Annotated in this window: 14 protein-coding genes; 10 read left to right on the forward strand and 4 right to left on the reverse strand. The window is 43.2% G+C overall.

The window, feature by feature from the left end; genetic code table 11:
* Positions 1-375: 375 nt before the first annotated feature.
* Positions 376-1,860 carry a leucyl aminopeptidase gene (locus tag ZYMOP_RS00155; protein WP_013933335.1) on the forward strand — a complete coding sequence of 495 codons (1,485 nt, stop codon included), beginning with the start codon at positions 376-378 and terminating at the stop codon, positions 1,858-1,860.
* Positions 1,861-1,871: 11 nt separating this feature from the next.
* Entirely contained in the window at positions 1,872-2,315 is a 444-nt protein-coding gene (locus ZYMOP_RS00160; protein WP_013933336.1) for a DNA polymerase III subunit chi, read from the forward strand.
* Positions 2,316-2,447: 132 nt separating this feature from the next.
* Here the strand turns inward: ZYMOP_RS00160 and ZYMOP_RS00165 are convergent, their stop codons facing one another.
* Complete coding sequence (locus ZYMOP_RS00165; RefSeq protein ID WP_013933337.1) at positions 2,448-3,971, reverse strand: fumarate hydratase; 1,524 nt, start codon at positions 3,969-3,971, stop codon at positions 2,448-2,450.
* A 264-nt stretch (positions 3,972-4,235) separates the two neighbouring features.
* On the opposite strand from ZYMOP_RS00165, the gene ZYMOP_RS00170 reads away from it, so the two are divergent.
* The 4 genes from ZYMOP_RS00170 (at position 4,236) to proC (ending at position 6,962) form a co-directional block, all read left to right on the forward strand.
* Entirely contained in the window at positions 4,236-4,985 is a 750-nt protein-coding gene (locus tag ZYMOP_RS00170; RefSeq protein WP_013933338.1) for a TlyA family RNA methyltransferase, read from the forward strand.
* Between the two features lie 174 nt (positions 4,986-5,159).
* Positions 5,160-5,375 (forward strand): accessory factor UbiK family protein, encoded by a 216-nt coding sequence (locus tag ZYMOP_RS00175; protein ID WP_013933339.1) that lies wholly within the window; start codon positions 5,160-5,162, stop codon positions 5,373-5,375.
* Between the two features lie 137 nt (positions 5,376-5,512).
* Positions 5,513-6,022 (forward strand): type III secretion system chaperone family protein, encoded by a 510-nt coding sequence (locus ZYMOP_RS00180; RefSeq protein ID WP_013933340.1) that lies wholly within the window; start codon positions 5,513-5,515, stop codon positions 6,020-6,022.
* An 82-nt stretch (positions 6,023-6,104) separates the two neighbouring features.
* Complete coding sequence (gene proC, locus ZYMOP_RS00185) at positions 6,105-6,962, forward strand: pyrroline-5-carboxylate reductase (protein WP_013933341.1); 858 nt, start codon at positions 6,105-6,107, stop codon at positions 6,960-6,962.
* An 81-nt stretch (positions 6,963-7,043) separates the two neighbouring features.
* On the opposite strand, the gene lipB is transcribed toward proC, so the two are convergent.
* On the reverse strand, positions 7,044-7,703 hold the full coding sequence (gene lipB, locus ZYMOP_RS00190) for a lipoyl(octanoyl) transferase LipB (protein WP_013933342.1): 660 nt from the start codon (positions 7,701-7,703) through the stop codon (positions 7,044-7,046).
* A 218-nt stretch (positions 7,704-7,921) separates the two neighbouring features.
* Between lipB and ZYMOP_RS00195 the strand changes: the two genes are divergently transcribed.
* Positions 7,922-8,710, forward strand: a complete 789-nt coding sequence (locus tag ZYMOP_RS00195; RefSeq protein WP_013933343.1) for a hypothetical protein — start codon at positions 7,922-7,924, stop codon at positions 8,708-8,710.
* Positions 8,711-8,742: 32 nt separating this feature from the next.
* Here ZYMOP_RS00195 and queE read toward each other — a convergent pair whose 3' ends face one another.
* Both queE and ZYMOP_RS00205 read right to left on the reverse strand, forming a co-directional pair.
* Positions 8,743-9,408, reverse strand: coding sequence for a 7-carboxy-7-deazaguanine synthase (gene queE, locus ZYMOP_RS00200; RefSeq protein ID WP_013933344.1), 666 nt, complete (start codon positions 9,406-9,408; stop codon positions 8,743-8,745).
* 32 nt (positions 9,409-9,440) lie between these two features.
* Positions 9,441-10,325: an N-acetylmuramic acid 6-phosphate etherase gene (locus tag ZYMOP_RS00205; protein WP_013933345.1), complete on the reverse strand. Its 885-nt coding sequence runs from the start codon at positions 10,323-10,325 to the stop codon at positions 9,441-9,443.
* Positions 10,326-10,828: 503 nt separating this feature from the next.
* On the opposite strand from ZYMOP_RS00205, the gene ZYMOP_RS00210 reads away from it, so the two are divergent.
* The 3 genes from ZYMOP_RS00210 to ZYMOP_RS00220 all read left to right on the forward strand — a co-directional run bounded on the left by ZYMOP_RS00210 (position 10,829) and on the right by ZYMOP_RS00220 (position 13,557).
* Positions 10,829-12,421: a S10 family peptidase gene (locus ZYMOP_RS00210; protein ID WP_013933346.1), complete on the forward strand. Its 1,593-nt coding sequence runs from the start codon at positions 10,829-10,831 to the stop codon at positions 12,419-12,421.
* 181 nt (positions 12,422-12,602) lie between these two features.
* Positions 12,603-12,857, forward strand: coding sequence for a GlsB/YeaQ/YmgE family stress response membrane protein (locus tag ZYMOP_RS00215; protein ID WP_013933347.1), 255 nt, complete (start codon positions 12,603-12,605; stop codon positions 12,855-12,857).
* 103 nt (positions 12,858-12,960) lie between these two features.
* Positions 12,961-13,557 carry a sugar dehydrogenase complex small subunit gene (locus ZYMOP_RS00220; RefSeq protein WP_013933348.1) on the forward strand — a complete coding sequence of 199 codons (597 nt, stop codon included), beginning with the start codon at positions 12,961-12,963 and terminating at the stop codon, positions 13,555-13,557.
* The last annotated feature ends 3 nt before the right edge of the window (positions 13,558-13,560 follow it).

The following is a 13,560-nucleotide window of genomic DNA, read 5'->3' on the forward strand; positions in this document are numbered from 1 at the left end:
TTAACGTATGACAATACATCCAACAACATGCCGTCTTATGGCATAAGAAATATCACGACTAGTCATTTGTGATCAGAAGAGAGCTGATAGACAGCCCATTCTGAATGGTAGTTTTATACAAATATTTGGTATCAGGCGTTTTCTATACAGCTCAATTAAAAGTCGAAAGGTTTTTTTACCTTAAAGTAGGCGCATTCGGGTATTTTTGGCCTTTTTATGCAAAGCTGATGCAAGTCGGTTAATAATTCTACTTTATAAACTCGACCCGCAATCAACTGATCGACTTTATCCTTGATATTATATCTTTATAAAATAGCTATATCGTATAGCCTAGAAAAAGACTGACGGCTGTTTTTGAATGAAAGTATTGTGATTATGGCACTTCCTTTAAATATCTATTTCAAGGCTGATACGGCTGATAAGCAGGCTGTAAAGGTACTGCCGGTAAAAGAAGGCTTTTCAGTTTCCGAGCTTCCTGATTTTAGTGATGAAGCGCGGGCATTAATAACTTTAGCCGCAAAAAATGCGCGTTTTACGGGTAAAGAAGGTAGCCTTCTAGAGGTAGTTTTACCGGAAAAGGGAAATGTTCGTCAGTATGTTTTAGTCGGTTTTGGTAACGATAAAGCCTATGATAAAGCAGGTGCGGCGGTTGTTGCTCGCTTCTTAACTTCTGGTCTTGAGAGCCTTGCTATTGACCTTGCCGCCGTAAAAAAGAAAGAAACCGCAAAAGCGGCCGCTTCCTTTGCCTATGGCGCTGTGCTTCGGGGATATAAACTAGACAACTATCGCACGACCTTATCAGACGATAAAAAACCCAGTTTAAAATCACTGTATTTTGCTGAAGTAGACCAGAAAGAAGCAGAAAAAGCTTGGCAGCCCTTTTCCGCTTTAGCAGAAGGTATTCTGTTTACTCGGATGCTGGTCACCGAACCCGGCAATATCCTTTATCCTGAAAGTTTTGTTGAGCATTGCAAGCCTTTGGCCGAAATCGGTCTTTCTGTTGAAATTCTTGATGAAGCTGCCCTTCGTGAAGCGGGTATGGGCGCCTTGTTGGGGGTCGCCCAAGGCTCTGCTCGATCCCCGCGTCTTTTAGCCTTGCGTTGGAATGGCACGGGTAAGCCGGATTCCCGCCCTGTCGCTTTTGTGGGTAAGGGGGTTACCTTTGATAGTGGCGGTATTTCCCTGAAACCCGGGGCCGGTATGGAAGGCATGAAATGGGATATGGGGGGCGCTGGCGCTGTCGTCGGGGTTATGAAAGCCTTAGCGCTTCGTAAAGCCAAAGCTGACATCATCGGTGTTTGTGGTCTGGTGGAAAATATGCCCGATGCCAATGCCCAGCGTCCGGGTGATGTCGTTAAAACGATGTCAGGTCAGACGGTAGAAGTGATCAATACGGATGCAGAAGGACGGCTCGTCCTATGCGATGTTTTAACTTGGGTACAAAAGAACTATAAACCCGAAGTCATTATTGATTTGGCGACACTGACAGGGGCAATGATCATTTCATTAGGCCATGAATATGGGGGCTTATTTTCTAATTGTGAAAAATTGGCCGACAATCTAGTGAAAGCAGGCCGTTCATCGGGGGATGCCTTATGGCGTCTTCCTATGGGTGATGCCTATGATAAATTATTGGATTCCCATATTGCCGATATGAAAAATGTTGGGCCCCGCTATGGTGGTTCCATTACAGCGGCCCAGTTCTTGAAACGCTTTATTGATAAAGATGTCCGTTGGGCTCATCTTGATATTGCGGGTATGGTCTGGGCTGATAAAGCGGATACTTTCTGGGATAAAGGCGCAACCGGATATGGTGTTCGCCTTTTAAATCAGTTGGTTTCCGATAATTTTGAAAAATAGGGTGGATATTCTTGGTAACACGCATTGATTTTTATCATTTATTATCAACAACAATAGATGATGTGTTACCGCGTATCGCAGAAAAAGCCCTGACGGCTGATAAAAACCTGTTGATCGTTGTAAAAGACGATCAACAGGCTAAGGCGCTCGACCGACATTTGTGGTGCTATACGCCTGAAAGTTTTTTGCCCCATGGATGCGTGGGGGCAGGGGATGAAGAGGCACAGCCCATTTTAATCTCGTCTCTTCCTGATGCCTTGAACCATGCCCCTTATATTGCCTTGGCAGATGGGCTTTGGCGCCAAGAATCTTTGAATTTTGAGCGGGTTTTCTATTTTTTTGACGAATCCTCTATCCAGATAGCACGAAAGGCTTGGCGTTTTCTGGCCGATACAGAAGGGGAGCGGCATTATTGGAAACAGGATAGCCGTGGAAAATGGCAGAAATTCGCGTGAAGGACTGCCTTGAATTATAGGCTTGAACGGCAGCCTTTTGTAAAGAGACGTTTTTTTTAGAGTGATCTGACTTTATGCCGCCGGCAGATAGTAGCCATAGGATACTTACTATCTGCCTTGGAAGGCTATAATTTAACCATGACAAGAGGCACAATGTGCTTCTAAAATATGTTTATGCCACGTCTCTGGCCCTGTTTTATGAATATTATTGCCCTTTGTATCGACCGCTACGGTGACCGGCATATCTTTGACTTCAAATTCGTAAATGGCTTCCATCCCCAAATCTTCAAAAGCCAGTATTTTTGCGACTTTAATCGCTTTCGAAATCAAATAAGCGGCACCACCTACCGCGATCAGATAGATCGCTTTATTATCTCGGATAGCTTTAATAGTTTCCGCGCCTCTTTCAGCTTTCCCGATCATGCCCCGCAAACCTGTCTCGGTCAGCAAACGGGGTGTGAATTTATCCATTCTTGTGGCTGTTGTCGGTCCCGCTGGCCCCATGACTTCGCCGGCCATAGGATCAACAGGTCCCACATAATAAATAAATCGGTCTTTAAAATCGACGGGTAACGGTTTTCCTTGGTCTAATAAATCTATCAATCGCTTATGGGCTGCATCGCGCCCTGTTAACAATTTACCCGAAAGCAACAGGGTATCCCCCGGCTGCCATTCTGCGATCTCGCTTTCGGTCACTGTATCAAGATTGACTCTCTTTGCTTTGTCATCACTCAGACGGGTAATTTCCGGCCAATCACTCAGATTAATTTCGGGCATATCAGCAGGGCCATTACCCTCTAATGTAAATTCAATATGGCGTGTAGCTGCACAATTAGGCACTAAACCAACCGGTTTATTGGCCGCATGGGTAGGATAAGAGCCCACCTTTACATCTAGTACGGTACTAAGGCCGCCCAAACCTTGGGCACCGATACCTAATTGATTAATCTTCTCATATAATTCCAGTCGCAATTCTTCATCGCGATTTTTGGCACCCCGTGCTTTTAAACTATGAATATCAATGGATTCCATCGCCAAAGACTTGGCCATTTCCATTGCTTTTTCAGGATTACCCCCAATGCCAATACCGATAATACCGGGGGGACACCAGCCAGCCCCCATTTTTGGTAATTGTTCCAGCACCCAATCCACAATATTATCTGAGGGATTAAGCATCGCCAGACGGGCTTTGGCCTCGCTTCCGCCCCCTTTTGCCGCAATCCGTATCCGAAGTTTATCCCCTGAAACCATATGATGATGAATAACCGCCGGTGTATTATCGCCGGTATTTTTACGGGCCCCATCGGGATCTGAAACGACGGATTTACGCAAAATATCAGCCGAACTAGTATAAGCCCGCCTAACACCTTCGTTGATCATTTCATCAAGAGTCATTTGACTATCAAAATGCACGCCCATGCCGATTTCGACAAAAACGGTAACCATTCCGGTATCTTGGCACATGGGACGTTTCCCAATGGCTGCCAGGCGGGAATTAATCAAAATTTGTGCCAAAGCATCCCGTGCGACGGGGTTTTCTTCCTTTTGATAGGCTTGATACAAACTATCAATAAAATCTTTTGGGTGATAACAAGCGATAAATTGCAACGCATCAGTGATGCTGTCGATCAGGTCGTTTTGATGAATGACAGTCATAAAAAACTCTTACAAAAAGAAGAAAACAGGTAATCAAAAATGACTTTAAAAAGTGCCAGAATTTGAATTCAGTTACCGATCTTTTACGATGTCCAACAGATTTATCTCAATAGCTGCTCTATGATTTTTATCGGGCTTGGTTGGACTTCTGTCAAAATACCGCTTTAAGGCTAACCGTTAGGGCATAATGAAAGCGCTTTTCTCTTGCAAAAGAGACGCTATTTTAATCTTTTTTCCCTTCCTATCGGACAGTAAAAGGCGGCAATGGCAAACAAGACGAAAAAAAAACGGGTCGATCAACTGCTGGTAGAACGCGGTCTTGTGGAAAATACAATCCTTGCACAAGCCCTACTTATGGCGGGTCATGTTTGGTCAGAAGATCGTCGGATTGAAAAAGCCGGACAAATTCTATCGGTAGAGGCACCGCTTCGCTTAAAGGGAAAGGAACATCCATGGGTATCTAGAGGCGGTGTAAAATTAGCCCATGGCTTGAAATATTTTGGCTGGAAAGTAGAGGACTATGCCGCTTTGGATGTCGGCTCCTCAACTGGAGGCTTTACCGATGTGCTGTTACAATCCGGTGCCCGTCGGGTGTATGCGGTGGATTCAGGCACCAATCAACTGGCATGGAAATTAAGACAAGATCCCCGTGTTGTGGTCTATGAACAATTAAGCGCCCGTTTATTAACCGCCGAGCATATTCCCGAGGCCATAGATTTGGTCGTCTGTGACGTCAGTTTTATTTCTCTGACTAAAATATTGGAAAAGGCGCTTTCTTTTGCAAAAATCGGCGGAAAGCTGCTTGCTCTGATTAAACCTCAATTTGAAGCCGGACGTGACGAAGTCGCAAAAGGCGGCATTGTCCGCGATCCCGATGTGCATAAACGGGTTTGTTTAGAAGTGACGGCTTGGCTTGAAGGATTAGGCTGGCACAGCCTTGGCATAGAAAGAAGCCCTATTACGGGTCATGATGGCAATATTGAATTTTTAATCGCCGCCGAAAAACAAATATAAAATCCTGTTCTTTATTTTCTTCCCTGTAAAAGGGCTGTTTTTCCAGAAAGATAGCTATTCATTGTTAATTTATGCCAGCCGCCTTCGCTATAGCGCAGAAGCCCCTTGTTTCACGCTTTTATAAAGGCCACATCAGAAACAAGGTTAACCTTATTATTGCAGGGGAATTTGAAAATGCAGACAGAAAATCATTTAATTGATGATCTCGTCAAAGTGATCAATGGGGCGGTCGGCACTTTTGCCGGTTTGGGCCGTGAAGCAGAAGCGACCTTAAAAGAACATCTGCGTGAATGGATCGGCGGCCTTGATTTTGTAAGTCGGGATGAATTCGAAACCTTGAAAATGCGTGTTGAGGCATTGGAAGCCTCTGCAAAAAAAGATATAAAGTAAAATACCCTAGGCTGATAATCGTATTCAAAAATTTTGGTTAAAAAATGTATGAAAAGCATCTCTTAACGTGAAAATTTTTTACAGATGCGCTAATCAGCCTTTTTTATATGAATTTTTAGCCTTTGGGGGGCTTAATCGTGATCACTGATGATTATGAGTTAGCCAATGATGACCTTGGACCAATTGATATGCTGGAACATTATTTTTCAGCACATGGCTGGACTCATGAACGTCAGAGCGATGATGAAATTATAGCTAACTTTCAAGGCAGCTGGGCGCAGTATGAATTACGGGCGATCTGGCGCGAAGAAGATAGTGTCCTGCAATTCTTGGCGCTACCTGATATTCGCGTTGCTCCCGATCGTCATCGCGTTATTTATGAAACCTTAGGGTTAATTAATGAGCAGCTGTGGATCGGTCATTTTGAAATGTGGTCCACTTCCGGCATTGTTCTCTTTCGTCATGCGGTTTTATTGGATGATGACAGCAACGCTAATCTTTCTGTGATACAGGCCGAAACTTTGGTCGAGGCCGCCCTTGATGAATGTGAGCGTTTTTATCCGGTATTTCAATTTGTGTTATGGGCCGATAAAAGCCCTTCAGAGGCTATCGCGGCCGCTCTGATCGAAACGATTGGCGAAGCCTGACCCTATATCTGGGCTTTATAGAACAGAATAGAACAGATAAGCCTTATCTCTTATATTTAATAATAGAGTACTGATTTCTCTCATGACTGATCTTGCGATGCCTTCCGAGTTTAAAGATTTATTAGACGATTCTCATGCTCCTTTTTGGATCGTCGGAGCGGGTAACATGGCCGGCAGTATGATTCAATGCTGGCTGAAAAAGGGTATAAAACCCCAAGATTTATTAGTCATCCGGCCTTCTGGTAAACCTATTTCCGAAGGCGTAAGCGTCGTTACGCATATAGAAGCAGATCAGGCAGCGCCTGCGACGCTTTTATTGGGTGTAAAACCTCAAATGCTGGCTACGGTAGCGCCTAATATCGCTTCCCACGTCGATTCAAACACTATTCTTATTTCGGTTTTGGCGGGCGTTGAACTGGCCACTTTGCGGGAATATTTTCCAAAGGCTGGAAAAATTGTTCGCGCGATGCCTAATTTACCTGTTTCCTTAGGGAAGGGGGTAACGGCCCTTTGCGCGGAATCACTCGACCAAGCGCAACGACAGTTTATAGATCAATTAATGGGTGCCTTGGGCGTTGTTGAATGGGTCAGAGAAGACCAGTTCGACACTGCAACCGCAGTGGCTGGATGTGGCCCTGCTTTTGTCTATCGGTTTATTGATGCGCTCGCGAAAGCGGGCGAAAAATTAGGGCTGACAGCCGATCAGGCGTTACCAATGGCTTTGGCAACAGTGGAAGGCGCCGCCGCTATGGCTAAACAGTCTGATATATCGCCTCATGCTTTGGCCGAAAAGGTAGCAAGCCCCGGTGGCAGTACACGAAAAGGTATGGATGTTTTAGATCAAGATAACGCGTTGTTTACGCTGATTGAACGGACTTTAGAGGCTTCTTTTAAGCAAAATCGTTATATGGCCGAAATGGCACGGAAGAATAAGCCTTAAAAAAGGCTTTCTATCTGAAACGTATTTTCTAAAGGTAGGATTATCATCTTTCTATGCCCTTATTTTTAGCCTTTTTGGAATTTATGGCGTGGATGTCGCCTCTAAAAAGGCTAAAAAATGGGGAAAGCAAGCTTTTAAAGCTTCATCAACAGCTGTCATTTCTATGTTTTTGTGAAGATGCTCGAGGCTGGTAACGCCGAAATCTTGAAGACCACAAGGGACAATACCCGAAAAATGTTCAAGATCAGGGGCAACATTTAAAGAAAACCCATGAAAGCTGATTCCCCGTTTTATTCGGATGCCAATAGCGCCTATTTTAGCTTCCCCTTCTTCTGTATTCACCCAGATGCCCACTCTTTCCGGGACGCTATAAGCGGTTACACCCAATAGCGATAAACTCGTAATTATCCAAAATTCAAGGCCATGCACAAAGCGCCTGACATCTTGCCCATGCTTTTTAATGTCTATCATGATATAGCCGATACGCTGCCCGGGTCCATGATAGGTATAGCGTCCGCCTCTTTCGATAGGATAGACAGGAAAACGTTGCGGGGTCAGTAATTCTTTAGGATCAGCGCTGCGGCCTGCGGTATAAAGGGGCGGATGTTCTAATAACCAGATCAACTCTTGGGCTTCGCCCTGTAAAATAGCTTCAACACGGGCGGTCATTTGCTGATGGGCAAATTCATATTCAGTCAGCCTAGGGCTAATCTGCCATTCTATCAATGAATCTAAAGCCATGATTTTATCTTTAAAGCAGTGAAAGGATAGCGATAGGCTAAGTCGGCGCTTTATGATAAAAATAAAACGATAGGTATTTATTTTTACTTTTCATCTTAGAAATATTGCTAAGAGCGTTACAATTTTACAGATATTTTAAAGGGATAAGAACCCGTATTAACACGGGTTATGCCTAATATTGGGTGTGCTCGGCTTGGTCAGGCTAAAGGGAAAAATTTGTGCCTTCTTTCAAGATAACGGAAATTATCAACGAAACCTTCTCTTTTATAAAACGCGAAATCAGGTTGATTGCGCCTGTCGTCTTATCGACTATCGGTTTTAGTAATCTTGTGATGTTTTTTTTGTCGATTGAAAAAAAGAATATCAATCCGCTTTCATCGGCTATGCCTCATCAAGGCTACTATACGCTCTTACTGTTATTTTGTACCTTTCTTAACATCGTAGGTTATCTTACCTTATCCAGATTGACCGCCGTTTCTGGCGAAACTGTAAAACAGGCTCTATCTTTGGCGCTTCGCCGTGTCATTTCTGTTTTTGTCTTTCTTTTTACACTGTCCTTGATTTTTACTTTTGTCCTTCTTTCCCTTCTTATAATCGGTAATTTCCTAAGTCGTTTCTTAGGCAATACCCAAATTTTAACGCAACCCGCATTTCTTTATCCCGCTATATCATTAGGCCTTATCGTCACTATCGCTATTCTGATTAAATTCAGTTTTTGGTATGTCATAATGATGACGGATAAAGCTTCCCCTTTTCAGGCTGCCCGTTATAGTTTCCAGATAACAAAAGGGCTGTTTTGGCGTTTAATTCTTGTGATGATGCCTTTTGCTATCAGCAGTTATGCCGCTTCTATGGCTTATATTTTTGCCCATACCCACACATTAAAAATCATTGTTGGTATTATAGGCTGTATTCTCAATGCAGCGATTGTTTCATCCCAAGTCATTTTTCTGGCAATCATTTATAACAGACTAAAATCCAAACTGTTTTTCTACAAAAATAGATAAGTACTATTTTTTATTACTGACTTTCCTTGTCCTTATTTCAAACCAATCATCTTATGCGTTTGCAGGGAAAGTCGCCATAAGGGCCGTTGCATAACAAAGGCAACGGCTTCTTCTAAATTCTGCCTTGCTTCATCATTATCCATCGGTTGAATAAGATAATGGGTAAAATCGAGGCTTTCTAGCGCTTCAATATCAATATCTGTCTGAGGCCATATTAACTTTATTTCATTCCCTTTTTTTAAGGCGAGCGCTGCGCCCGCCTTGGGACTCATACAGACCCAATCTATGCCTTCGATCATGGGCCGCGTGCCGTTAGTTTCAACTGCAATTATAAAGTCATGGGATTTTAAGGCCTGTATTAAATCAGTATCGACTTGTAATAAGGGCTCGCCTCCCGTCAAAACGACAAAAGGCCGACTAGCGGGAGCGGGTAAAGAGGCGCTCTCACATAAACCCTGTCGCCACAGATTTTTAGCATGGGTCGCCAACTGGCTAGCTGTAAATCGACCACCGCCATCCCCGCCAAGACCCACAAAATCAGTATCACAAAATTGACAAACTGCCCCCATCCGGTCTCGTTCCAAGCCATTCCAAAGATTACAGCCTGAAAAACGAATAAAAACTGCCCGTCGTCCTGCCTGTGCACCCTCACCCTGTAAGGTAAGGAAGCTTTCCTTGACAGCGTAGCTGCCGCTCATAAAATTATCTTTCTATTAGTATAACTTAACGACTAAAGGTATCTAACCTCCATCGCCTGCCGTAAATTGCCCCGATGGTCTATTAAAAGCTGGTCGGCCTGATCCGCTGAAAGGTTCATCGCTATTAAGACCGCTTTTCTAATATCGTCATGCGCTTCTATCAGGGCACAGGTTGCCTTTTCTTCATCAACCTTTGCCAGCCGCCCGATAATATCATGGGCACGCTGCCGTAATTTGGCATTGGAAACCCGCATATTGACCATTAAACCACGGCATACCAGCCCCAATTTTAACATAATAGCTGTTGAAAGGGTGTTCAAAATCGCTTTTTGGGCTGTACCGGCTTTCATACGCGTTGAACCTGCTACAGGTTCACTGCCTGTTGCGGCAACAATGGGATATTCTGCCTCCTCTAATAAGGGGGCCTTTAAATTATTTGCAATTCCAATGGTTAAAGCGCCAGCCTCTCTCGCTGCCCTGATAACCGCTCGGGTATAGGGGGTACGACCGCTAGCCGCTACGCCGATAACCACATCTTGGGCATCAATTTTTAAAGCCTTTACTTCCTTATAGGCGGCTTCCACATCATCTTCCGCACCTTCAACGCTAGTGGCCAAGGCTTTCATGCCGCCCGCTAATAAAAATCCTAGACGTTCTGGGGGCCAATTATAAGTAGGGGTTAATTCTACCCCATCTTGAACCGCAATCCGACCGGATGTCCCTGCGCCCGCATAGATAATCCGATTACCGTTATAAAGCCGTTTTGCTGCGGCATCCGTCGTCGCCGCGATAGCCTCGGTCTGTCCTGCAACGGCGGCAATGGCAGCCATCTGCCCTTCAACCATAGCAGAAACAGCATAACTACTTGTCCAGCTATCAATATCAACAAAGCGTGGATCAACCGTTTCAGTGGACATTTTGGTTCCCTGTTTATAGCCTTACTACAACGAAAGCTTGGTTACCGCAAAAATGGAAAAGCGGTTTTGGGTCACTCCATTTTTACAGATTTATAGCCTGTTATTAAGCCCTAGCGGACAAAAAGACGAACCCAATCCTCGCGATTTGGATCACGTCACATTCTATAACGACGAAAAAAGGGGAATGATAATACAACTTTTTAATAACAAAACTACTAGGCTATTTTAATAATATTTATTAATATAATTAATAATAAAAAATAGAAAAAATACTGTATGTTTGATAATTTTTTCAAAATTTTTCTTAATAAATTTATTAGTCATAGCATTATAAATATTTTTTTATTTTTTAATAGGACACTCTTTCTTGACTAAAAATTAAGGAAGAAATACCTTCTTCGCTAATTAGGGGAGGGGCCTTTCTAATCTTTAATTATTGTTAAAGTTTAAAACGGCCATTTATTCTATTTAAATAGTTACTAACCAATCAAGGGGGGAATTGGATGCGTCTTTCTCGATCTATACTGCTAAGTTTGACAGCCCTTTCGGCTTTTATAACGACAACAAGCGTTCAAGCAGACAATACGGCGGCCAAGGAAAAGGAAAAAGCGCCGGCTACACCAACAGTAGCAGAAGATAAGCTGGTACCGACCCGTTCTTTCAGTGATGGGACGGTGACAGTAAAAGGGCAAAGCATTAATTATCAGGCCGTGGCCGGTACACTTATTGTCCATCCCAAAGGCTGGGATGAAACAGTCGAAGATAAAGAGAAAAACCAACCTCGGGCTTCGATGTTTTATACGGCTTATTTCAAAAAAGATGCCCCGTCTGCTAATCGGCCTATTGTCTTTTTATATAATGGTGGGCCGGGATCGGCCTCTGTCTGGCTCCACATGGGCTCTTTTGGCCCCAAGCGTATTGTGACTGAAGATCATGAGCATAATAATGGGGCACCTTACCATCTGATCAATAATGATTATAGCTTGATGGATGTTGCAGATGTCGTCTTTGTTGATGCTCCGGCGACAGGTTTTAGCCGTATCGCTGGTAAAGATAAGGAAAAAGCTTTCTTGGGTGTGGATCAGGATGCCTTTGCCTTTTCCGAATTCATCAAAAGCTTTTTAACGCAATATAATCGTTGGAACAGTCCGAAATATCTATTCGGAGAAAGTTACGGCACCCCCCGTTCTGCGATATTGGTTAATATGCTTCAAGAAGATGCTGTTGATTTTAACGGTGTCATTCTTCTTTCGCAAATTTTGAATTTTGGTCTAGATTCCGATCTGCCCAATCTCAATCCGGGATTAGATCAGGCTTATATTACCAATCTTCCCACCTATGCGGCGACCGCTTGGTATCACAACCGCTTACCGGGACAAAAACCCGCCAATCTTGAAGGCTTTCTAAAAGAAGTCGAATATTTCGCCACGACTGAATATGCGATGGCGCTTCAGCAAGGCAACGCTTTAGATCCTGCTAGAAAACAGGCTATCGCTCAAAAATACAGTCAATATACCGGTATTCCTGTCGATTATATTTTGAAATCCGATCTCCGATTGAACGGCGGACAATTTAATCAAAATCTGCAAGGATCTGATATTACAACGGGTCGGCTGGATACACGCTTTTCTGGTCCGACGCTTGATCCTTTGGAAAAAGAAGCCACTTACGATCCGCAAAGCTCTGCGCTGTCATCGGCGTATGTTTCGGCTTTTAACGATTATAGCCTAAGACAGCTCCATTTCGGGGAGGGCCGGGCCTATAAATCCTATGTGCCTATTCATAAATGGGACTATCAGCACCGTTTACCAAATGGGCCAATTGTGCCTTGGGCTGTTAATGTATTGCCTGATCTTGCTTCTGCTATGACCACTAATCCCAAATTAAAAATAATGGTCGCTGGTGGTTATTTCGACCTTGCTACCCCTTATTATGAAGGGTGGTATGAAATGCATCATCTTCCGATCAGGGACAGCTTAAAACAAAATATTGAATATCATTACTATAAATCAGGTCATATGGTTTATGTTAATAAAGAATCTCTGAAGGTGTTACATGATGATGTCGCTTCCTTCATCCGTCGTAATTATCAATAATTTTAAATACTTTACATAAAATTTCAGAAAGGCGGTCAGTAATGGCCGCCTTTTTTTTAAGGACAGATAATCTTGTTTCGTAATTTTTTTTAAAAATTTGCCGATAGGGAACAGATATTAAATATTAAACGTTTGTTTAATCAATATTATGAAATTTTAAAGTGATGGATGGAGGTTCATAATGGGGTTAATTTCATGGCTGATCGTCGGCGGTATTATCGGCTGGCTCGCCGGAAGCATTATGCAACATGGCGGTAATGGTATCATTATTAACATTATTGTCGGTGTAGTAGGCGCTTCTATCGGTGGCTTTATTTTTAATGGTGGTGATATTGGTGAAGCGGGTTTGACTATCCGTAGCTTTCTAGTCTCTTTAGCGGGTGCGGTCATTCTCCTTGCTATCATTAACCTATTCAAATTTGGACGCGTTAAATAAATAATTTTTGATTTTTATATTGTAAATAATCGATAAATCGATTGTAAAGCCATCCTGATAATCAGGATGGCTTTTTGTTGAAGTATTGAGGCTGTATTACGCTATGGCAAACCCTGCCCAATTCAAAAATATAAATTGTAAAACCTCTTTTTTATTACCTTGGAATCGCCGTCATTTTTTATCATCTGGCCTTGGTTTATCCATTATTGCCCTAACGGGTGTTTTTTCTTCCTTTGCCTTTTCAAAAGGATCCTCTTCCTCATCCTTATTGGCCTTTATGAGGGTTTCTCTGCGCCTAACCGATCGTGCCACACTTGACCCCACCATGGGACAGGCTCTCTTGAAAAATCTAATAGAAAGTGACGAAAAACGCCTTTCTCAAATTGTTCAGATGCACAAAATTCTGAAAAGCAAAAATTGGGAATCTGCGCGCGATTTTACACGCGCCGTGGTCCAAGAAAACAGTCAGCTTGCCAACGTTATCCGTGACATTCTTCATGGCTGGTATCGCGGTATCGTTAATAACAAGGTCATCGTTTATCAGTCTGCGATGATGTTTACGCTGACTAAAAATGTTCTCTACCCTAAGACTTATGCAAATGGAGAGGTTTTTTATTGGGCCTCGAAACCGCCTACGATATTACCCACTCAAACACAGCCTGTTATGGCCCCGTCCATTCCCAAAGATTTAGGCCAATAAAGC

It is taken from the genome of Zymomonas mobilis subsp. pomaceae ATCC 29192 (assembly GCF_000218875.1).
GTDB lineage: Bacteria > Pseudomonadota > Alphaproteobacteria > Sphingomonadales > Sphingomonadaceae > Zymomonas > Zymomonas pomaceae.